Below are 19340 nucleotides of genomic sequence, written 5' to 3'. Positions count from 1 at the left end.
CCCATGGCATTCTTTCTCGAAACCCTTTTTGGCGGCCTGATGGTCGGCATGCTCTACGCGCTCGTCGCGCTGGGCTTCGTGCTGATCTTCAAGGCCTCTGGCGTGTTCAACTTCGCGCAAGGCGCGATGGTGCTGTTCTCGGCACTGGCGATGGCGCGCTTTTCCGAATGGATTCCCCAGTGGCTGGGCATTGCGCCGGGCATGCTGGGCAATCTGCTGGCCATCGTCGTCGCGCTGGCGCTGATGGTGGTCGTGGCCTGGCTGATCGAGCGCCTCGCGCTGCGCCACCTGGTCAACCAGGAGCCGATCACGCTGCTGATGGCCACGCTGGGCATTGCCTACCTGCTCGACGGCCTGGGCCCTATGCTGTTCGGCAGCGCCGTCTACAGCATCGACGTGGGCATGCCCAAGGACCCGATCTTCATCCTGCCCAACCTGTTCGAAGGCGGCCTGCTGCTGAGCCAGGAAGACCTCTATTCGGCCGGCATCGCCGCGCTGCTGGTGCTGAGCCTGGCAGTGTTCTTCCAGAAGACCAAGACCGGCCGCGCACTGCGCGCGGTCGCCGACGACCACCAGGCGGCGCAATCGATCGGCATTCCGCTGTCGCGCATCTGGGTCATCGTCTGGTCGGTGGCCGGCGGCGTGGCGCTGGTGGTCGGCATCATCTGGGGCTCCAAGCTCGGCGTGCAGTTCTCGCTGTCGCTGGTCGCGCTCAAGGCCTTGCCGGTGGTGATTCTCGGCGGCCTGACCTCGATTCCCGGTGCCATCGTCGGCGGCCTGATCATCGGCGTAGGCGAGAAGCTCTCCGAGGTCTATATCGGTCCCATGGTCGGCGGCGGCATCGAAACCTGGTTTGCCTACGGCCTGGCACTGGCTTTCCTGCTGGTGCGCCCTCAGGGCCTGTTTGGCGACAAGATCATCGACCGCGTTTGACGACCGTTTCAGGAGTTCCCCATGTTTTATCGTGAAAACGGCCAGTTCAAGACCACTTACGCGGCCGACCAGCAGATCTTCCCGATCGCGCAGGACCGCATCGCCATCCTCGCCATCCTGGTGCTGGCCTTCGTGATCGTGCCGATGAGCGTCAGCGACTACACCTTCCAGGCGGTGCTGATCCCGTTCCTCATCATGGCGCTGGCCGCGATGGGGCTCAACATCCTCGTCGGCTACTGCGGCCAGATCTCGCTGGGCACGGGCGCCTTCATGGCCGTCGGCGCCTACGCGGCCTACAACCTGCAGGTGCGCGTCGAAGGCATGCCGCTGCTGCTGTCGCTGCTCGGCGGTGGCATGTGCGCCATGCTGTTCGGCGTGATCTTCGGCCTGCCCAGCCTGCGCATCCGCGGCCTGTACCTGGCCGTGGCGACGCTGGCCGCGCAGTTCTTCATGGACTGGCTCGCAAGCCGTGCGCCCTGGGTGACCAACAACTCGTCGTCGGGCTCGGTCAGCGCCGGCCAGCTGTCGATCGCCGGCTGGGTCATCGACACGCCGGCCGAGAAATACCTACTGTGCCTGGGCCTGCTGTGCGTGCTCGGCCTGCTGGCCAAGAACCTGGTGCGCAGCGCCACGGGCCGCAACTGGATGGCCATGCGCGACATGGACGTCGCGGCTTCGGTGATCGGCATCCGCCCGGTCTACGCCAAGCTCAGCGCGTTCGCCGTGAGCTCCTTCATCGTCGGCATCGCCGGCGCGCTGTGGGGCTTCGTGCACCTGGGCGCCTGGGAGCCGGCAGCGTTCAGCCTCGACCGCTCGTTCCAGCTGCTGTTCATGATCATCATCGGCGGCCTGGGCTCGATCATGGGCAGCCTGTTCGGCGCGGCGTTCTTCGTGCTGCTGCCCCTGGTGCTGACCCATGTGCCGCACTGGCTGGGGCTGCCGCTGTCGACGGCCACCGCGACCTACCTCGAGCACATGATCTTTGGCGCGCTGATCGTCTTTTTCCTGATCGTCGAACCCCACGGCCTGGCCAGGCTGTGGTCCACCGCCAAGCAGAAACTGCGGCTCTGGCCTTTCCCCCACTGAGCCGTTGCCAGGGCGTGAAGCACTCGTCCGAAGTGTCCGCTGCCCTTTCGTGACCCCGGTCCTTACCTTCTACAGGAGACAAATCATGATGTTCAAGAAAGCTGCGCTCGCCGCCGCCACCGCTGCCCTGGGATTCGGGGCGCTGGTCGCGGCCCCCGGCGCCATGGCCCAGGATCAATTCGTGCCGTTGCTGGTCTATCGCACCGGCCAGTTCGCGCCCCTGGGCATTCCATGGGCCGACGGCAAGCAGGACTACCTCAAGCTGGTCAACGCCCAGGGCGGCGTCAACGGCGTCAAGATCGCCTACGAGGAATGCGAAACCGCCTACGACACCGCCAAGGGCGTCGAATGCTACGAGCGCCTGAAGAACAAGGGCAGCGGCGCCTCGGGGTTCGACCCGCAGTCGACCGGCATCACGTTTGCCGTCAGCGACAAGGCGCCGGGCGACAAGCGCGCGATCATCACCATGGGCTACGGGCTGTCGCAATCGGCCAACGGCTCGGTGTTCGAATGGAACTTCCCGCTGCTGGGCAACTACTGGACTGCGGCCGACTCCATCATCCAGGACATCCTGAAGAAGGAAAAGGGCAGCCTCAAGGGCAAGAAGATCGCGCTGGTCTACCACGACTCGCCGTACGGCAAGGAACCGATTCCGCTGCTGCAAAAGCGCGCCGCCAAGGAAGGCTTCGATCTGCTGCTGCTGCCCGTGACCGCGCCTGGCGTCGAACAGAAATCGACCTGGCTGCAGGTGCGCCAGCAGCGCCCCGACTATGTGCTGCTGTGGTCGGCCGGCGTGATGACGCCCACGGCCATCCGCGAAGCCCAGGCGACCAACTTTGCACGCGACAAGATCTACTCGATCTGGTGGGCGGGTTCGGACCACGACGTCAAGGACATCGGTGCCGGCGCCAAGGGCTACAACACCGTGACCATCCACAACACGGCCGAGCGCGACAAGGTGCATGACGAAGTCAAGAGCGCGATCTACGACAAGGGCCAGGGCACGGCATCGAACGCGAGCAGCGTCGGCGCGATGGCCCATACCCGCGGCATGGTGATCTCCATGCTGCAGGTCGAGGCGATTCGCACCGCGCAGGAGAAGTACGGCAAGGGCAAGGTCATGTCGCCCGAGCAGGTGCGCTGGGGCCTGGAAAACCTGAACCTGACGCAGGAAAAGCTCAACGCGCTGGGCTTCGGCAAGATCCTGCGCCCGATCCAGACCAGCTGCACCAACCACCTTGGCACCGACTGGTCGCGCATCGCGCAATGGGACGGAGCCAAGTGGACCGTGGTCTCCGACTGGTACCAGGCCGACAAGTCCATGGTCGATCCACTGGTCAAGGAGTACGCCGACAAGTACGCCAAGGAAAAGAACGTCACCCCCCGCAGCTGCAACTGATGCCGCTGCGCGCCGGCCAGGCCCCGAACGGTGCCTGGCCGGCGCGAACGCACTTTTTTCGATTTCCCCCGCGAGGCTGTTCCCATGTCTGAAACTACTGCCCCCACGCCCGGATCCCCTGCCCCGGCCACCGCCGAGCCACTGCTCGTGGTCAACGGCATCGAGGTCATCTACAACCATGTGATCCTGGTGCTCAAGGGCGTGTCGCTGCAGGTGCCGCGCCAGAGCATCGTCGCGCTGCTCGGCGGCAACGGCGCGGGCAAGACCACCACGCTGCGCGCCATCTCCAACCTGCTCAAGGGCGAGCGCGGAGAAGTCACCAAGGGCAATATCGCGCTCGAAGGCGAGCAGATCGCCCACCTCACGCCCTCGGACCTGGTGCGCCGCGGCGTGGTGCAGGTGATGGAAGGCCGGCACTGCTTTGCCCACCTGAGCATCGAGGAGAACCTGCTCACTGGCGCCTACACGCGCAGCGACAAGGGCGAGATCGCCGCCAACCTCGAGAAGGTCTACAACTATTTCCCGCGCCTGAAAACCAGGCGCCATTCGCAAGCCGCCTACACCTCGGGCGGCGAGCAGCAGATGTGCGCCATCGGCCGCGCGCTGATGAGCAACCCGCGCATGGTGCTGCTCGACGAGCCTTCGATGGGCCTGGCGCCGCAGATCGTCGAAGAAGTGTTCAACATCGTCAAGGACCTGAACTCGCGCGAGCAAGTCACCTTCCTGCTCGCCGAACAGAACACCAGCATGGCGCTGCGCTATTCGGACTACGGCTACATCATGGAAAGCGGCCGCATCGTGATGGACGGCCCGGCCACCGAACTCGCGAACAACGAGGACGTCAAGGAGTTCTACCTGGGCATGGGCGGCGGCGAACGCAAGAGCTTCAAGGACGTCAAGAGCTACAAGCGGCGCAAGCGCTGGCTGGCCTGAACCGCGCCCGCGCCTTTCCACACCGTTCGCCCTGAGCGCGCCCAATTGTTCGCCCTGAACATTCCCGGCCGTTCGCCCTGAGCGCTCCCACACCGTTCGCCCTGAGTCCTGAGCCCGCCGAAGGATCGAAGGGCCGGCCACCACAAGTGAACCCGCCCCAGGAACCCCTCCATGACTGATCATTACGACGCGCTTGAATCGCGCTCCCCGCAGGAACGCGAACAGGCCTTGATGGCGGCGCTGCCGCGCCAGATCGCGCATGCGCAGCAAGCATCGCCCGCATTTGCCGAGATCCTCGCCGGCATAGACCCCGCTGCCGTGACATCGCGCGCCGCGCTGGCCCGCCTGCCCGTGACGCGCAAATCAGAGCTGCTCGCGCGCCAGATCGCGCAGCGCGCCGACAACCCGTTCGGCGGCTTCAGCGCGCTGGCGTTCGGCGCCCAGATGCCGCGCGTGTTCTCCAGCCCCGGCGGCATCTACGAGCCCGAAGGCTGCGGGCGCGACTACTGGCGCATGGCGCGCGCCATCCACGCCGCGGGCTTTCGCCCCGGCGAGCTGGTGCACAACAGCTTCAGCTACCACTTCGTGCCCGCGGGCGCGATGATGGAAACCGGCGCCCAGGCGCTGGGCTGCACGGTGTTTGCCGCGGGCACGGGCCAGACCGAGCAGCAGGTGCAGGCCATCGCCGAGCTGCTGCCCGCGGGCTATATCGGCACGCCGAGCTTTCTGCGCATCCTGATCGAAAAGGCGCAAAGCCTGGGCCAGCCGTTGCCCAGCCTGCACAAGGCGCTGGTCTCGGGCGAAGCCTTCCCGCCGTCGCTGCGCGACTGGCTGGCCGAACGCGGCGTCGCCGGCTACCAGTGCTATGCAACGGCCGACCTGGGATTGATCGCCTATGAAACGTCGGCACGCGAAGGCCTGGTGGTCGATGAAAACGTGATCGTCGAAATCGTGCGCCCGGGAACGAACGATCCCGTGCCCGATGGCGAAGTCGGCGAACTGGTCGTGACCACGCTCAACACCGGCTACCCGCTGGTGCGCTTCGGCACCGGCGACCTGTCGGCCGTGCTGCCCGGCAACTGCCCCACGGGCCGCACCAACACCCGCATCCGCGGCTGGATGGGACGCGCCGACCAGACCACCAAGGTGCGCGGCATGTTCGTGCACCCGGCCCAGGTCAACCAGGTCGTGCAGCGCTTCGCCCAAGTGCTGCGCGCGCGCCTGGTGGTGCGCGGCGAAATGGCCAACGATTCGATGGAACTGCTGGTAGAGATGCCTGAGACCGACCCCGCGCTGCTGCACCAAATTGAGGCATGCGTGCGCGACCTGACCAAGCTGCGCTGCGATGTGCGGCCGCTGGCGCCGGGCCAGTTGCCCAACGACGGCGTGGTGATCGAAGACGCGCGCAGCTATCGCTAGGACGATCTGGATCAATTCAGACCCATTTTTCTTGTCTGTTTTCAGGGAAAACACTTATTTTTCTGTAGGAGCGATTCCAACAATCGTTCTTATCATGAACGTCCCTAAGGAGCCTATTCATGCAGAAGTTGTTCAAGCTGGCGACCATCGCCTTGGCCGCCGTCGCCGCCACCGGAGTTCAAGCGCAGGACTACCCCACCGCAGGCAAGAGCATCACCATTGTGGTGCCATTCACTGCGGGCGGCCCGACCGACCGCGTGGCCCGCGATCTGGCCGAGTCCATGCGCAAGCACCTGAACAATGCGACGATCGTGATCGACAATGCGGCCGGTGCCGGCAGTGCCATCGGCATCGCCAAGGTGGCGCGCGCCACCCCTGACGGCTACACGCTGCTGCTCAACCACATCGGCATGGCCACCGTGCCCACGCTCTACCGCAAGCTGTCGTTCAACGTCGTCAATGACTTCGAATACCTGGGCATCATCAACGATGTGCCCATGACGCTGATCGGCAAGCCCACGCTGCCCGCCGACAACTACAAGGACCTGATCACCTGGATCGGTCAGAACCAGGGCAAGGTCAACCTGGCGAACGCCGGCGTAGGCTCGGCCTCCCACCTCTGCGGCCTGATGCTGCAGTCGACGCTGAAAGTCGAAATGACGCCCGTGCCCTACAAGGGTGCGGCCCCCGCGATTGCCGACCTGATGGGCAACCAGGTCGACCTGCTGTGCGACCAGACCACCAACACCACGGCCCAGATCGAAGGCAAGAAGGTCAAGGCCTATGGCGTGACCACGCCCAAGCGCCTGACCACGCCGGCGCTCAAGGATTTGCCCACGCTGGACGAAAGCGGCCTGAAGAACTTCCAGGTCACGGTCTGGCACGGCCTGTACGCGCCCAAGGGCACGCCCGCCGCCGTGACCAAGAAGATCAACGAAGCGATGCGCCTGGCGCTGAAAGAACCCGAGTTCATCAAGAAGGAAGAACAGCTGGGCGCCGTGATCGCATCCGACGCGCGCACCTCGCCCGAAGGCCACAAGAAGTTCGTGCAATCCGAAATCGAAACCTGGGGCAAAGTCATCAAGGCCGCAGGTGCGTATGCAGACTGACACCCCCTGAGCCGCTTACGCGGCTTGGGCCGCCCCGGCTTCCCCCTCTCACCCTTCGGTGGAGGGGGGCGCCCGGCTAGGGACGACACCATCGCTGCGGGGCGGCCCTTGCTCGGTGTCCCTCATCCGTGGACACGCCCACGGCCTGGGCTTGAAGTTCGTGCCTGCACCGACATAAAGAAGCCAGCCTCATCGGCTGGCTTCTTCTTTCTTGGCAGAGCGGAAGATCTCACCAGGTCACATCCCGCCCCTCGGCCGCGCTGCGCTTGAGCATGTCGATGAACGGCGCCGTGCGCTGGCGCAGGCTCACACCGTCGGCAGCGCCAGCGGGTGCGGCGTCTTCATCCATTTGCTCTGCATCGGCATCGTCCTGCGTCTCGCCGGCTGCGGCGCGCCGGGCTTCGTCCTCGAGCACCGCCTGCTCCAGCGCGGCCAGCGCGCCCGGAATCTGTTCGGCGGTGATGATGCCGGCTCCGTCGGCATCCTTGCCCAGGATGGCCAGCAGCTTGCGGGCGCTGGCGTCGAGCATGATCAGGTCTGCGGTGGCACGGGATTTGAACTTGTAGGGCATGCAATTCCTTCGGTGTACATGTATTCGCGATTGAACGGGTATTCGGACTGGGCGCCAATCAACGCCCCGCTGCCCATCTGGCCGTCGGGATGGGTCACGAGCATCTGGTGCAGCGCGATCCAGCCGCGCTCGAAGCCCATGGCGCAGCCGGCCAGGTACAGCCGGTAGGCGCGCAGCGCGCGTGCGCCGCGTTCGCCATCGGTCTGCTCGGCAAGGATACGCTGTGCCTGCGGCAACTGCGCCTCGAGCGCGTCGGACCAGGCCCACAGCGTGCGTGCGTAGTGCGGCCGAAGATTTTCGGTGTCGACCATTTCAAGCCCGCTTTGCGCGAGCGCATGCAGCACCCGGCTCACATGCATCAGCTCGCCGCCGGGGAAGATGTAGCGGCTGATGAACTCGCCCATGCCCGCGCCGACTTCGACGTTGTCCACGCCGCCCGAAGTGATGCCGTGGATCAGCGCCAGCCCGCCGGGCCGCAGCAGGCGGTGCACGGTGTCGCCATAGGCCGGCATCTGCGCCAGGCCCACATGCTCGAACATGCCGACCGAGGCGATCTTGTCGAACGGCGTGTCGGGCTGCAGCGCGCGGTAGTCGCGCAGGTCGATGCGCACCCGGTCCTGCAGGCCGCGCGCCTGGATCAGCTGGCTCACGTAGGCATGCTGGTTGCGCGACAGCGTGATGCCCTGGGCCTGCACGCCGTAGCGCTCGGCCGCCCAGAGCAGCAGCCCGCCCCAGCCCGCGCCGATGTCGAGAAAACGCTCGCCCGCGCGCAGCTGCAGCTTGCGGCAGATATGGTCGAGCTTGGCTTCCTGGGCCTGGGCCAGGTCCATCTCCGGCGTGCGGAAGTAGGCGCAGGAGTAGACGCGCCGCGGGTCGAGCCACAGCGCGTAGAAATCATCGGACAGGTCGTAATGGAATTCGATCTGCTCGGCGTCGCGCGCCACGGTGTGCAGCGCCATCGAGCGCGTGCGCGCCATGATCTGCGACCACCAGCTCGACGTGCCGCGCACCGGATCGGACTGCAGCAGCGCCGACGCCGCGCGCATGATGTCGCGCACCCGCCCTTCGAGTTCCACCTGGCCTTCGACCACGGCCGCGCCCAGCGTGCCGATATGGCCTGCGGCCAGGGCCGCGAGCGGCGCGAGCGAGCGGAACCGCAGCATGACTTCAGTCGGGGTCTTGCCGACCCGCTCGCCCGAAGGCAGCTCCACGGCAACGGCCACCGGCAAAGGGGCCAGCCGGCCCTCTAGCGTGTGAATCAGATGTTTCATGGCACTTACCATTTTTCGCTTTCATACAAAAGACGGCAATAGCATGGCACCTGCTTCAATAATCGGTCTTGTCCTGCAGACCGAGCGCTTTTTTAGCGCTTGCCGATCAACCGCAGATAGGCGTTGCGCGTGGCCGTCGACACCGCGGCCTGGACCTGTTCATAGCTGGTCTGGTGGCGCGCGAGCAGCCGCACCGACGCGATGGTCAGCGACTTGCAAAACCAGTGGCAGCTGTGCTGCATCAGGAAGATCTCGGCCGTGAGCGTGAATGCCCGCTGGCGGCGCTCGTCGTCGTCCTGCCCCGCAAACACCTGGGCCGCAGCGATGCCGCGCGCATGGATCTTCACCATTTCGCGCATGTCGAAGCTGCCCTGTGGATAAACCCGTTCGATGTAGGGCAGCGCCAGCGGCAGCGTGCTCACGCGCACTTCGGTCTCGTCGACGCCGGAGAAATGTTCGGCGAAGCGCTGGAACTGCTCGGCCAGGCTTTTTTCCGTGCCTTCGAGCAGTGCCCAGATCTGGGTGCGGCGCTGCAGATCGCTTTCACCCAAGGCGCGCAGGTAACCTTCGATCAGGCTGCCCATGAGTTTCTCGATCTGCAGGCGGCCCAGGTGTTCGGCGAGCAGGCGCGTGCGCCGCCGCTGGTCCTGCCGCTTGAGCACATAAACGGCAATGGTGACAATGATTGCCAGCGTAAAGAAGTCCATCGGATCGGGAGAAACAGCGTGAATGAAGCCATGAGTGTAGTCAGCCCGTTGCGACTGCGTGCGCAGCGGCCCTCCCGGCACGCCCTGCGCCTGGCCTGCCTGGCCCTTTGCGCCCTGGTCGGCGGCTGCGCGCTGCCCGACGCAGGCTACTACTGGCAGAGTGCGCGCGGCCAGCTGCAGATGCTGCACGCGGCCCGGCCGGTCACGGACTGGCTCCAGGACCCCGGGCTTGCGCCCGCGCTGCGCAGCCAGCTGCAGCTGGCCCAACGCGCGCGTGACTTCGCGAGCCAGGCGCTGGCCCTGCCCGACAACGCGAGCTACCGCCGCTACGCCGCGCTCGAGCGTCCGGCCGCGGTCTGGAACGTCACGGCCGCGCCGCCTGATTCGCTGGAACTCCACCGCTGGTGCTTTCCGGTTGCGGGCTGCGTCGGCTACCGCGGCTACTTCGCGCTCGCCGATGCGCAGGCCCAGGCGCGGCCGCTCGCGGCGAAGGGCTTCGACGTCCATGTCTACCCCGTGCCCGCGTATTCGACGCTGGGTTACCTCAACTGGCTGGGCGGCGACCCGCTGCTCGACACCTTCGTGCGCTGGCCCGAAGGCGAGCTCGTGGGCCTGCTGTTCCATGAGCTGTCGCACCAGCGCGTCTATCTGGCCGGCGACATGGCATTCAACGAATCGTATGCAACGGCCGTCGAGCGGCTGGGCACCCAGGCCTGGCTGCGGCAGTCGGCCACGGCGGCGGCGGCCGCACCCGCCTGGCAGGCCGCACAGCGCCGGCGCGGCGAGTTTCGCGCACTCACGCAGCGCACGCGGCAGGCGCTTGAAGCCCTCTATGCCGCACCACCGCCCAACACGCTGGCCCAAGCCAAGGCCAGCATCCTGCAGGACTTTCACGCGCGCTACCAGGACCTGCGCGCGCAGTGGCTGGCCTCGCCCGAGCTCGCCACGCGCCCGCAAGCGGCCGAGCAGTCGCTGCAGCGCCTGGACCGCTGGGTGGCCGAGGCCAACAATGCGTCTTTCGGCGCGCTGTCGGCCTATGACCTGTGGGTGCCGGCGTTTGAAGCGCTGTTCGCGCAGCAGGCGGGCGAAGCCGCGCCCTGGCCGGCCTTCCATGGCGCAGTGCAGCGGCTTGCGCGCCAGCCCGAGGCCGGGCGCCTGCAGGCGCTGTGCGCGCTGATGCCCGAGCGCCCCGCAGCCTGCGGCGACGCCGCGCCAGACACCGTCAGCTCAGCGATTCGATGAGATCAATGTATTGCTGGCGCGCCGCATCGCCGTCCGTGCCCTTGAGCTTTTCCCAGGCATCCCACTTGGCGCGGCCCACCATGTCGGTGAAGCTGGGTTTCTTCTCTTCGTTGTCGCCCTGCGTCGCCTGCTTGTACAGCGCATAGATCTTGAGCAGCGTGGCGTTGTCGGGCCGCTCGCTGAGCGTCTTGGATTGGGCCACGGCGGCTTCGAAAGCGGCGTTCAGTTCGGACATGCAGGTTGCTCCTTAAAATCAGTGGATGCGATCGGCCCAGTGTAGTCATCGCAGCCCACCGCCCTTCACGCCACCTCACCCGGACTAACCCTTGCCTGACATCCAGCTTTCCCGCACCCATACGCTGGGCCTGCCCGCCGCCCGCCAACACGCCCAGCGCTGGGGCGAAAAGGCCGCCGAGAAATTCGGCGTGCAGTGCGAATATGAATCCGGCGACACCCAGGATGTGCTGCGCTTCAGCGGCAATGGCGTCGACGGCCAGCTCGTGGTCACCGCGAGCGCGCTCGAACTGCAGGCCGAGCTGGGCTTTCTCGCGGCGATGTTCAAGGACAGCATAGAAGCCAAGCTCAACGCGCAGTTCGACGCGCTGCTGGCCAAGTCCTGACAGACCGTTTCCGTCGCAGGAATACAACGAAGTATGTGCCCAGAACCACATTTCGGGGCAAGCACAAGATAATTGATAATGATTCTCAATATTCAAATCATCTAGCTCCGTGGCCTTGTTGCGCATGCCACGCCCTTGCTGTGCATAGCCTCTACCAAGACCACCATCCCTGGCTGCAAAGCCTGCTGCGCAAGCGTCTGAGCAACCGCGAAGATGCGGCCGACCTCGCACAGGACACCTTCGTGCGCCTGCTGCGTGCGCCCATGCCGCAGGAGGAAATCCGCGACCCCCGGCGCTATCTGGCCACCATTGCCAAAGGCCTGACGGCAGATCTGTTTCGCCGCCGCTCGCTGGAGAGAGCCTATCTGGAATATCTCGCCACATTGCCGCAGGCACTTGCGCCGTCCGCCGAGGAACAGCTCATCGTCCAGCAGACGCTGCTGGAAGTGGACCGCATGCTGCAAGGCCTGCCGCCCAAGGTGCGCGAAGCCTTTGTGCTGGCGCAGTTCGAGGAGCTGAGCTACCCCGAGATCGCCCAACGCCTGGGCATCTCGCTGCGCACGGTGAGCAACTACCTGACGCGGGCCATGGAACATTGCTGCCTGGCCCTGGCATGAAGCCTGTCGACGACGCCGAACGCCGGGCCCTGCACGAAGCCGTCAGGTGGCATGTGCGGCTGCGCGACACCGCGGCTGCGGCCGACGCCCACGACGCGCGGCAAGGCTGGGAGGACTGGCATGTGGCCGACCCGGCCCACCAGCGCGCCTGGCAGCGCGTTCAGGCCGTGCATGCGCAGCTTGCCTTCCTGCCCCCGACCCTGGCGAGCCAGGCGCTGGGCAAGCGCCCCCATAGGACACGGCGCAACGTGCTGCGCAGCCTGGCCGTGGGCCTGGGCGCCGGCACCACCGCCTGGATGGGCTGGCAAGGCCTGCCCTGGCAGGAATGGCGGGCCGCCCACAGCACAGGCACCGGCGAACGCCGGGACATCACGCTGCCCGACGGCTCGCTGCTGGCACTGGATACGGCCAGCGGCGTGGACGTCGACTTCAACGACCGCGAGCGCCTTGTGCGCCTGCACAGCGGCCGCATACTGGTCTCCACCGATTTCGATCCCTTGGGGCGCCCTTTCAGCGTCCAGACCCCGCAGGGCAGGGTACTGGCCCTGGGCACCCGCTTCATGGTGCGGCTCGACGACAACGGCCTGAGCCATGTCCAGGTCGAGGAAAAAGCGGTGCGCCTGTTGCCGGCGGCCGGCGCGCCGCAGCAGTTGGCTGCGGGCGAGCAGGCCTGGTTCAGCGCCGATACGGCGCAAGCACCCACGACGGCCGATCCCTTCGCCGCGAGCTGGCATGAGGGCGGCCTGGTGGCGGTGGACATTGCGCTGGGCGATCTGATCGCCGCGCTGTCGCGCTACCGGCGTGGCTACCTGGGATGCGCGCCTGAAGTGGCGCAGCTCAAAGTCTCGGGCGCCTTCCCGGTCGATGACACCGACCGCGCGCTGGCCGCGCTGGTCAGCCGCTTTCCCCTGCAGCTGCGCAGCCACACCCGCTACTGGGTGCGCGTGGAGGCGCGGGATGCGGCTTCATGAGCCTCTTGTGCGCCCGATCAAAAAAATAAAACCATAGCATCTGGCACAAACAGTTTCTGGGTTTGAGGCAAAAAACACCGGGAAAATCAGCGCCTGATCGGAAAAAATCTGCAGCTGCACTTGCAGGATGGGCAGGGCTTGTCCGGCATACGAGAAAACACCGCCACTTTTCTCCGACACCATGCCACGCCCATCCACGCCACTGCCCCGGGACGACCGCCTTGCCGCCGCGCGGCTGCTGCGTTGGCGTGCCTGGCCTGCGGCCGCATGGGCGGGGTGGATGCTGCTGGCCGCGCCGGGCGCCGTCGCCGCTGCGCCGCAGCCGGCCAGCGAGGCGCGGGCGCAGTTGCTCAGCTTTTCGATTGCCGCCGGCCCTCTTGCCCATGTCATTGCCCAATACGCCAATCAGGCCGGCATAGCCCTGTCTTTCGATGCCGCCCAGATCGGCCCGCGCCGCTCGCCGGGGCTTCAGGGCCGCTACTCGGTGAAAGACGGTTTCGCCCGGCTGCTCGAAGGCACGGACCTGCAGGCCCAGCGCGAGTCCAGCGGCGTCTATACCTTGCGCCCCCATTCTGGCCAGACCGGCAGTGCCGGGAACCTGCTGGAGAACGTCACGGTCAGCGCCAAGGCCGAGATCGGCGCCACCACCGAAAACTCGGGCAGCTATGCCGCCGGCCCGGTCACCGGCAATATCGGGCAGCAGCTGGCACGCGAAATTCCCCAGCCCGTGACCGTGCTCACACGCCAGTGGCTGGACGACCAGGCCCTGCCCGACCTGCACGCGGTGCTGAAAAACACCACCGGCGTGACCGTGGACTACATCGACAGCGAGCGCATCAACTACTACGCCCGCGGCTACCAGATCGACTCGCTGCAGGTCGATGGACTGGGCATCAACCAGGTCACTTCGGCCGCCACCTTCATACAGCCCGACACCGCCATGCTCGACCGCGTGGAAGTACTGCGCGGTGCTTCGGGCCTGCTGCGCGGCGCGGGCAATCCGTCCGCCGTGGTGAACATGGTGCGCAAGCGCCCCACCCAGGAATTCCAGGGGTCGGCGGCGCTGACGCTGGGTTCATGGAACCGGCAGCGGCTGGAAACCGACCTGTCGGGCCCGGTCAACGCCGCCGGCACGCTGCGCGCGCGGCTGGTGGCCCTGGGCGATGACAAGGCCTCGTTCCAGACCGCGCGCCATGAGGATCGCCAAAGCCTCTATGCCGTGCTCGAGGCAGACCTGGGCCCGCGCACGCGCCTCACCACCAGCGTGCAGCACACGGCGCTGGGCGCCACCGGCGCCTGGGGAGGGCTGCCCGCGGCGCTGGACGGCAGCCAGCTCGATCTGCCGCGCAACACCTATCTGGGAACGCCCTGGAATGCCTGGAACCGCAGCAACCGGCAATGGTCCGTCGAACTGGACCATGGCCTGGACAACGGCTGGAAGCTCAAGGCGCAAGCCGCGCGCACCTACTTTCGCTCCGACGGCTTCAAGCAGACCTCGTTTTCCAGTGCCAGCGACACGAACCCCTACCTCGCCGACGTCAACACCTCGATCTACGACGGCGAAGCCAGCAGCCAGAGTGCACTGAGCCTGCAGGCCACGGGCCCGTTCGAGGCGCTGGGCCGCAAACATGAACTCGCGCTGGGCGTGGACCTGCAACGTGTGCGCGCCATCGGAACGTCAGGCTACTGGGGGGTGAGCCCGCTTTACGGCGTGGATATCCGCAGCTGGAACCCCTACACCAGCTACCCGGAGCCCGCCTACCGCGAAGGCAATGGCAATGCCTACTCCGCCCCCACCTCGCATGTGCACCAGCATGGCGGCTTCGCGCGCGCGCGCCTGTCGCTGAGCGACTCCCTCACGGCAGTTGCCGGCGCGCGCCTGAGCTGGTGGGACTACCACGAGCCCGCGACCCCGGGCAGCAGCTACGGCGTGCGCCGCGAGCTGACGCCTTACGCCGGCCTGATCCATGAACTGTCGGACCACATCAGCGCCTACGCCAGCTACAGCAAGATCTTCAGCTCCCAGAACAAGAAGCAGACCGACGGCAGCCTGCTGGCGCACATACGCGGCCAGGATCTGGAAGCCGGATTCAAGGGCGATTTCCTCGATGGCCGGCTGCAGGGCACGCTGTCGGCCTTCCACATCCAGTACCTGGGCGGTGCCATGGAAGACACCGCCTCGCCCATGCCCTGCCTGCCCCACTACCTCGCCGGCCACTGCTATCTGGCCGGCGGCAAGAGCCGCAGCCGGGGCTGGGAAGTCGAGCTGTCGGGCGAGCCCGCGCCGGGCTGGCAGCTCATGGCCAGCTACACCCAGACCCACACCCGCACCCTGCGCGACGCCACGGCCGCCCTGGTCGGCCAGCCCCTGCGCTCGGCAGACCCCCGGCACGCCTTGCGCCTGTTCACCAGCCACCAGCTGGCCGGCCCCTGGCCGGGGTGGACCCTGGGCGCAGGGGTACGGCTGCAAAGCCGCACCTACGCCAGCGTAGGCGATGTGACCACCCGCCAGGGTGGTTATGCGCTTTTTGACGCGCTGCTGGCCTGGCGCATCGATTCCACCTACGCGCTGCAGCTCAACGTCAACAACCTGTTCGACAAGGTCCATTACGCCAAGTTCTCGCCCAACAGCAGCTACTTCAACAACTACTACGGCGACCCGCGCAACCTCACGCTGACGCTGCGCGCGAACTTCTGACACCCGGCAGACCTGCCGCCCCGTTTTTCTTTTCCATAACCTGTGACGTGAATGTGATGAAAAATCGTTCTTACTCCGATTCCCGGCGCTTTGCCGCCAAGCCTCTCGTGCGCCTGATGGCGCAATGCCTGGGCACCGGCCTGGCCATGGCCTCCCTGGGCGCTGGCGCCCAGACCACCGACAAGGCGCTGCAGGAAGTGGTTGTCAGCGACCAGGCCGCGGCCATTGGCGGCCTGCAAAAGAACTATTCGGGCGGCCAGCTGGCGCGCGGCGGCGACCTGGGCATCCTGGGCCGCACCGACCTGATGAACGTGCCGTTCAGCACCACCAACTACACCTCGGCCTATATCGAGAACCAGCAGGCGCTGAACATCTCCGACGTGGTGATGAGCGACGCTTCGGTGCGCACGCTGCAGGCGCGCGGCGGCTTCGGCGAAGACTTCCAGATCCGCGGCTTCAGCCTCGGCATGCGTGACGTCTCGTTCAACGGCCTCTACGGCCTCGTGCCCGCCACGCGCGTGCCATTGGAGGTGATCGAACGCGTCGAAGTGCTCAAGGGTCCGGGCTCGCTGACCAACGGCGTGGGCCCCAGCGGCAGCGTCGGCGGCAACATCAACCTGGTGACCAAGCGTGCCGGCGACGAGCCGCTGACGCGCGTCACGGGCACCTACATGGGCCAGGGCCAGGTGGGCACCCACCTCGATGTGGGCCGGCGCTTCGGCAGCGACAACCAGTGGGGCGTGCGCGCCAACGGCGTGTGGCGCAATGGCGAGGGCAACATCGACGGCGGCCGCCAGCGCCTGGGCCTGGGCTCGCTGGGTCTGGATTACGCCGGCGACAAGCTGCGCTGGTCGTTGGATGCGCTGGCCACCGAAGGCAAGACCAACGAAGTGCGCCCGCAGATCGGCTTTCGCAGCGGCACCACCAGCGTGCCCGCCGTGCCGCACGCGCGCCTGAACTTCTACCCGGGCACGCAGCTGACCGACCGGGCCAAGACCGTGATGTCGCGCCTCGAATACGACCTGAACGACGCCACCACGGTCTATGGCGGCATCGGCTACAGCAACACCAAGTCCTTCCAGCATTTCCCCGGCGCCTGGGGCACCGAGCCTGATGCGCAGGGCAACTTCACTGTCTCCAACGGCTACTACGACGAGTACAACAAGACCCTGTCGGCCGATGCAGGCCTGCGCACGCGCTTCACGACCGGCAGCGTAGCCCATACGCTGGTGCTGTCCGCCAACCACATGGCGCGCGAGACCGGCTACTTCTACGCCGCCAGCGCGACGTCCACCCCGTCCAGCCTCTACAACCCGTCGCCGCTGCCGGTCCTCGAGACGCCGCGCGGCCCGGCCAGCAAGACGGCCGAGCTGGAGCAGCAGAGCGTGGCGATTGCCGACACCATGGCCTTTGCCGGCAACCGCGTGCTGCTGACGCTGGGCCTGCGTGACCAGAGCATCAACCAGAAGAGCGTCAACGGTTCGACCCCCTACAAGGCCAGCGCGGTGACGCCCCTGGCCGGCCTGGTGCTCAAGGCTTCGCGCGACACCTCGATCTACACCAACTACACCGCGGGCCTGAAGGCCGGCTCGACCGCCGGCCCGACCTATGCCAACGCCGGCCAGGTGTTCGCACCGCGGAAGACCAGGCAGATCGAAGTCGGCGTGAAAAAGGACTGGGGCATGCTGATGACGCAAGCCGCGCTGTTCCAGATCACCCAGCCCTCGACCACCACCGAAGGCAACGTGTTCAGCTTTGGCGGCGAACAGCGCAACCGCGGCCTGGAACTGACGGCCTATGGCGAAGTGCAACGCGGCCTGCGTCTGATGGCCAGCGCGGCCTTCCTCGACGCCAAGCTGACGCGCACCGACGGCGGCGTCAATCAGGGCAACGATGCCAACGGCGTGCCCGCGCGCACCTTCAACGTCGGCCTCGACTGGGAGACCCCCTGGGTGCCCGGCCTGAGCCTCAACGGCCGCGTGATCAGCACCTCGTCGATGTACTTTGACGCGGCCAACCAACTGCGCATGCCCGGCTGGAGCCGCGTTGACCTCGGCGCGCGCTACACCACCAAGGCCGGCAACCAGCCCGTGGTTCTGCGCGCCAGCCTGGAAAACGCGGCCAACAAGGCGTACTGGGTGACCAGCACCAACCCCAGCTATGTGACCGTGGGCGCGCCGCGCACGCTGGTGCTATCGGCCCAGATCGACTTCTGATCGCCTAAGTGTGGCTAACACAACCCTTGCTACGTCGTTGCGTCGCCTTGTCGTGCTACTCGCACTGCCTGCGGCTCCGCGCCTAGTAACAACCGCAAATCTTCGATTTGCTGGGTCGTGTTAGCCACTCTGAGTCCGCAGGGCACCGCCAGGGCCAAGACGCCTGGGCGGTGCCTTTGACTTTTCATCCAAAGCAACGAAGCCAATGCAAAGCCACACCATCAAGATCTGGGCCTGGGTGCACAAATGGAGCAGTCTGGTCTGCACCGTATTCATGCTGCTGCTGTGCCTGACCGGCCTGCCGCTGATCTTTCACCATGAGATCGGCCATCTGCTGGGCACCGAAGTCGAAGCCCCGGCCATGCCCAAGGACACGCCGCATGCGAGCCTGGACAAGGTGCTGGACCTGGCGCGCGCCCAGCATCCGGATCGCATCGTGCAGTTCGTCTCCAAGTCCGACGAGACCGACGACATCTGGTACGTCACCATGACGCATACGCCCGCGAACACCGACGACTTCCGCACGGTGATCGTCGATGCGCGCACCACCGAACTGCTGGCCCCGCAGCTGCGCTTCGATGAAGGCTTCATGTGGGTCATGTTCAAGCTGCACGTGGACCTGTTTGCCGGCCTGCCGGGCAAGCTGTTCCTGGGCTTCATGGGTTTGCTGCTGCTGGTCGCCATCGTCAGCGGCGTGGTGCTCTACGCGCCCTTCATGCGCAAGCTCGATTTCGGCACCGTGCGCCGCGACCGCACGGCGCGCGTGAAATGGCTGGACCTGCACAATCTGCTGGGCATCGTGACCCTGGTCTGGCTGTTTGTCGTCGGCGCCACGGGCATGATCAATACCTGGGCCGACCTGGTGATCAAGTACTGGCAGCATGACCAGCTCAGCAGCGTGCTGGCCCCCTACCAGGGCCAGCCCACCGTGGCCCTGGCCGAGCGCGCGCCCGTGCAGCAGTCGCTGGACGCGGCGATGCAGCAAGTGCCCGGCTCCAAGCTGTCCTTCATTGCCTTTCCCGGCACCAGCTATTCCAGCCCGCACCACAACACCGTGTTCCTGCGCGGCAACGAGCCGCTGACATCGCGCCTGCTGCACCCCGTGCTGGTCGATGCCAAGACCTCGGCGGTCACCGCGGCGCCGCAGATTCCCTGGTACCTCACGGCCTTGCTGGTGTCCCAGCCGCTGCACTTTGGCGACTATGGCGGGCGGGCGATGCAGATCCTCTGGGCACTGCTGGACATCGCCAGCATCTTCGTGCTGGGCACTGGGCTCTACCTGTGGCTCAGGAAAGGCCGCACCGCCGCCAAGCCCGCTGCCATGACAACTTCCCCTCAAGAGGCCACACCATGACCGCGACGCGTGCGAAGAACCGCTTTCTTGCCCTCTGGGGCTGGCCGATTGCGTTGGGCGTGCTGACCGGCATCGGCCTGGTCTGCGCACTGTTCAGCGACGGCGGTTTTGGCGACCTGCTGTCGGGCATCTGCCTGGGCATTGTCACGGCCGTGGGAATCTGGCACAGCTTTGTGCGCTCCCGCTGAATCGCC

19 protein-coding genes are annotated in these 19340 nt (G+C 66.3%); 14 read left to right on the top strand and 5 right to left on the bottom strand.

The window, feature by feature from the left end; translation table 11 throughout:
• Positions 1-3 precede the first annotated feature (3 nt).
• The 6 genes from GVL12_RS05375 (at position 4) to GVL12_RS05350 (ending at position 6879) form a co-directional block, all read left to right on the top strand.
• A complete protein-coding gene (locus GVL12_RS05375) occupies positions 4-933 on the top strand; it encodes a branched-chain amino acid ABC transporter permease (RefSeq protein WP_159911634.1) in 930 nt (309 codons plus the stop codon).
• A gap of 21 nt (positions 934-954) precedes the next feature.
• Entirely contained in the window at positions 955-2019 is a 1065-nt protein-coding gene (locus GVL12_RS05370) for a branched-chain amino acid ABC transporter permease (protein ID WP_159911633.1), read from the top strand.
• A gap of 85 nt (positions 2020-2104) precedes the next feature.
• Positions 2105-3418, top strand: coding sequence for an ABC transporter substrate-binding protein (locus GVL12_RS05365; protein WP_159911632.1), 1314 nt, complete (start codon positions 2105-2107; stop codon positions 3416-3418).
• Positions 3419-3502: 84 nt separating this feature from the next.
• Complete coding sequence (locus GVL12_RS05360; protein WP_159911631.1) at positions 3503-4351, top strand: ABC transporter ATP-binding protein; 849 nt, start codon at positions 3503-3505, stop codon at positions 4349-4351.
• 171 nt (positions 4352-4522) lie between these two features.
• Positions 4523-5770: an AMP-binding protein gene (locus GVL12_RS05355; protein ID WP_159911630.1), complete on the top strand. Its 1248-nt coding sequence runs from the start codon at positions 4523-4525 to the stop codon at positions 5768-5770.
• A 119-nt stretch (positions 5771-5889) separates the two neighbouring features.
• Entirely contained in the window at positions 5890-6879 is a 990-nt protein-coding gene (locus GVL12_RS05350) for a tripartite tricarboxylate transporter substrate-binding protein (RefSeq protein ID WP_159911629.1), read from the top strand.
• A gap of 229 nt (positions 6880-7108) precedes the next feature.
• Here GVL12_RS05350 and GVL12_RS05345 read toward each other — a convergent pair whose 3' ends face one another.
• From GVL12_RS05345 to GVL12_RS05335, 3 genes are all read right to left on the bottom strand, one after another.
• Positions 7109-7450: a DUF1840 domain-containing protein gene (locus GVL12_RS05345; protein ID WP_159911628.1), complete on the bottom strand. Its 342-nt coding sequence runs from the start codon at positions 7448-7450 to the stop codon at positions 7109-7111.
• On the bottom strand, positions 7411-8721 hold the full coding sequence (locus GVL12_RS05340) for a class I SAM-dependent methyltransferase (RefSeq protein WP_159911627.1): 1311 nt from the start codon (positions 8719-8721) through the stop codon (positions 7411-7413). The genes GVL12_RS05345 and GVL12_RS05340 overlap by 40 nt, the downstream gene beginning before the upstream one ends.
• Before the next feature lie 92 nt (positions 8722-8813).
• Positions 8814-9428: a hypothetical protein gene (locus GVL12_RS05335; RefSeq protein WP_159911626.1), complete on the bottom strand. Its 615-nt coding sequence runs from the start codon at positions 9426-9428 to the stop codon at positions 8814-8816.
• Between the two features lie 30 nt (positions 9429-9458).
• Between GVL12_RS05335 and GVL12_RS05330 the strand changes: the two genes are divergently transcribed.
• Positions 9459-10670 (top strand): aminopeptidase, encoded by a 1212-nt coding sequence (locus tag GVL12_RS05330; protein ID WP_159911625.1) that lies wholly within the window; start codon positions 9459-9461, stop codon positions 10668-10670.
• On the opposite strand, the gene GVL12_RS05325 is transcribed toward GVL12_RS05330, so the two are convergent.
• Positions 10651-10905, bottom strand: a complete 255-nt coding sequence (locus GVL12_RS05325; protein WP_159911624.1) for an acyl-CoA-binding protein — start codon at positions 10903-10905, stop codon at positions 10651-10653. The two genes, GVL12_RS05330 and GVL12_RS05325, sit on opposite strands and share 20 nt — an antisense overlap.
• A gap of 91 nt (positions 10906-10996) precedes the next feature.
• Here GVL12_RS05325 and GVL12_RS05320 point away from each other — a divergent pair, with 91 nt between their 5' ends.
• The 3 genes from GVL12_RS05320 (at position 10997) to GVL12_RS05310 (ending at position 12878) form a co-directional block, all read left to right on the top strand.
• The gene (locus GVL12_RS05320) at positions 10997-11290 is read left to right on the top strand and encodes a polyhydroxyalkanoic acid system family protein (RefSeq protein WP_159911623.1); all 294 of its coding nucleotides are present in this window, start codon (positions 10997-10999) and stop codon (positions 11288-11290) included.
• Positions 11291-11430: 140 nt separating this feature from the next.
• Positions 11431-11907, top strand: a complete 477-nt coding sequence (locus GVL12_RS05315) for a sigma-70 family RNA polymerase sigma factor (RefSeq protein ID WP_159911622.1) — start codon at positions 11431-11433, stop codon at positions 11905-11907.
• Entirely contained in the window at positions 11904-12878 is a 975-nt protein-coding gene (locus GVL12_RS05310; protein WP_159911621.1) for a FecR domain-containing protein, read from the top strand. Before GVL12_RS05315 ends, GVL12_RS05310 begins: the two co-directional genes overlap by 4 nt.
• On the opposite strand, the gene GVL12_RS05305 is transcribed toward GVL12_RS05310, so the two are convergent.
• Positions 12873-13061 carry a hypothetical protein gene (locus tag GVL12_RS05305; protein WP_159911620.1) on the bottom strand — a complete coding sequence of 63 codons (189 nt, stop codon included), beginning with the start codon at positions 13059-13061 and terminating at the stop codon, positions 12873-12875. The genes GVL12_RS05310 and GVL12_RS05305 overlap by 6 nt on opposite strands.
• On the opposite strand from GVL12_RS05305, the gene GVL12_RS05300 reads away from it, so the two are divergent.
• From GVL12_RS05300 to GVL12_RS05285, 4 genes are all read left to right on the top strand, one after another.
• Positions 13060-15576 carry a TonB-dependent receptor gene (locus GVL12_RS05300; RefSeq protein ID WP_159911619.1) on the top strand — a complete coding sequence of 839 codons (2517 nt, stop codon included), beginning with the start codon at positions 13060-13062 and terminating at the stop codon, positions 15574-15576. The two genes, GVL12_RS05305 and GVL12_RS05300, sit on opposite strands and share 2 nt — an antisense overlap.
• Before the next feature lie 56 nt (positions 15577-15632).
• The gene (locus tag GVL12_RS05295; protein ID WP_159911618.1) at positions 15633-17792 is read left to right on the top strand and encodes a TonB-dependent siderophore receptor; all 2160 of its coding nucleotides are present in this window, start codon (positions 15633-15635) and stop codon (positions 17790-17792) included.
• Positions 17793-17997: 205 nt separating this feature from the next.
• Positions 17998-19146 (top strand): PepSY domain-containing protein, encoded by a 1149-nt coding sequence (locus GVL12_RS05290; protein WP_159911617.1) that lies wholly within the window; start codon positions 17998-18000, stop codon positions 19144-19146.
• Positions 19143-19334 (top strand): hypothetical protein, encoded by a 192-nt coding sequence (locus GVL12_RS05285; protein WP_159911616.1) that lies wholly within the window; start codon positions 19143-19145, stop codon positions 19332-19334. Before GVL12_RS05290 ends, GVL12_RS05285 begins: the two co-directional genes overlap by 4 nt.
• Positions 19335-19340: the final 6 nt, after the last annotated feature.

Origin of the sequence: Pantoea sp. 18069 (genome assembly GCF_902706035.1) — a bacterium.
Taxonomy (GTDB): Bacteria; Pseudomonadota; Gammaproteobacteria; order Burkholderiales; family Burkholderiaceae_C; genus Comamonas.
Note: the sequence above shows the minus strand (reverse complement) of the source record. Positions and strands in the feature narration are given on the sequence as shown.

What these genes read in the sequence shown, in the direction of transcription:
- GVL12_RS05285 (WP_159911616.1), top strand. Translation starts at nt 19,143, where the DNA reads ATGACCGCGACGCGTGCGAAGAACCGCTTTCTTGCCCTCTGGGGCTGG.
- GVL12_RS05355 (WP_159911630.1), top strand. Translation starts at nt 4,523, where the DNA reads ATGACTGATCATTACGACGCGCTTGAATCGCGCTCCCCGCAGGAACGC.
- GVL12_RS05350 (WP_159911629.1), top strand. Translation starts at nt 5,890, where the DNA reads ATGCAGAAGTTGTTCAAGCTGGCGACCATCGCCTTGGCCGCCGTCGCC.
- GVL12_RS05340 (WP_159911627.1), bottom strand. Translation starts at nt 8,721, where the DNA reads ATGAAACATCTGATTCACACGCTAGAGGGCCGGCTGGCCCCTTTGCCG.
- GVL12_RS05290 (WP_159911617.1), top strand. Translation starts at nt 17,998, where the DNA reads ATGCAAAGCCACACCATCAAGATCTGGGCCTGGGTGCACAAATGGAGC.
- GVL12_RS05335 (WP_159911626.1), bottom strand. Translation starts at nt 9,428, where the DNA reads ATGGACTTCTTTACGCTGGCAATCATTGTCACCATTGCCGTTTATGTG.
- GVL12_RS05325 (WP_159911624.1), bottom strand. Translation starts at nt 10,905, where the DNA reads ATGTCCGAACTGAACGCCGCTTTCGAAGCCGCCGTGGCCCAATCCAAG.
- GVL12_RS05310 (WP_159911621.1), top strand. Translation starts at nt 11,904, where the DNA reads ATGAAGCCTGTCGACGACGCCGAACGCCGGGCCCTGCACGAAGCCGTC.
- GVL12_RS05330 (WP_159911625.1), top strand. Translation starts at nt 9,459, where the DNA reads ATGAGTGTAGTCAGCCCGTTGCGACTGCGTGCGCAGCGGCCCTCCCGG.
- GVL12_RS05365 (WP_159911632.1), top strand. Translation starts at nt 2,105, where the DNA reads ATGATGTTCAAGAAAGCTGCGCTCGCCGCCGCCACCGCTGCCCTGGGA.
- GVL12_RS05370 (WP_159911633.1), top strand. Translation starts at nt 955, where the DNA reads ATGTTTTATCGTGAAAACGGCCAGTTCAAGACCACTTACGCGGCCGAC.
- GVL12_RS05375 (WP_159911634.1), top strand. Translation starts at nt 4, where the DNA reads ATGGCATTCTTTCTCGAAACCCTTTTTGGCGGCCTGATGGTCGGCATG.
- GVL12_RS05305 (WP_159911620.1), bottom strand. Translation starts at nt 13,061, where the DNA reads ATGGTGTCGGAGAAAAGTGGCGGTGTTTTCTCGTATGCCGGACAAGCC.
- GVL12_RS05300 (WP_159911619.1), top strand. Translation starts at nt 13,060, where the DNA reads ATGCCACGCCCATCCACGCCACTGCCCCGGGACGACCGCCTTGCCGCC.
- GVL12_RS05295 (WP_159911618.1), top strand. Translation starts at nt 15,633, where the DNA reads ATGAAAAATCGTTCTTACTCCGATTCCCGGCGCTTTGCCGCCAAGCCT.
- GVL12_RS05360 (WP_159911631.1), top strand. Translation starts at nt 3,503, where the DNA reads ATGTCTGAAACTACTGCCCCCACGCCCGGATCCCCTGCCCCGGCCACC.
- GVL12_RS05345 (WP_159911628.1), bottom strand. Translation starts at nt 7,450, where the DNA reads ATGCCCTACAAGTTCAAATCCCGTGCCACCGCAGACCTGATCATGCTC.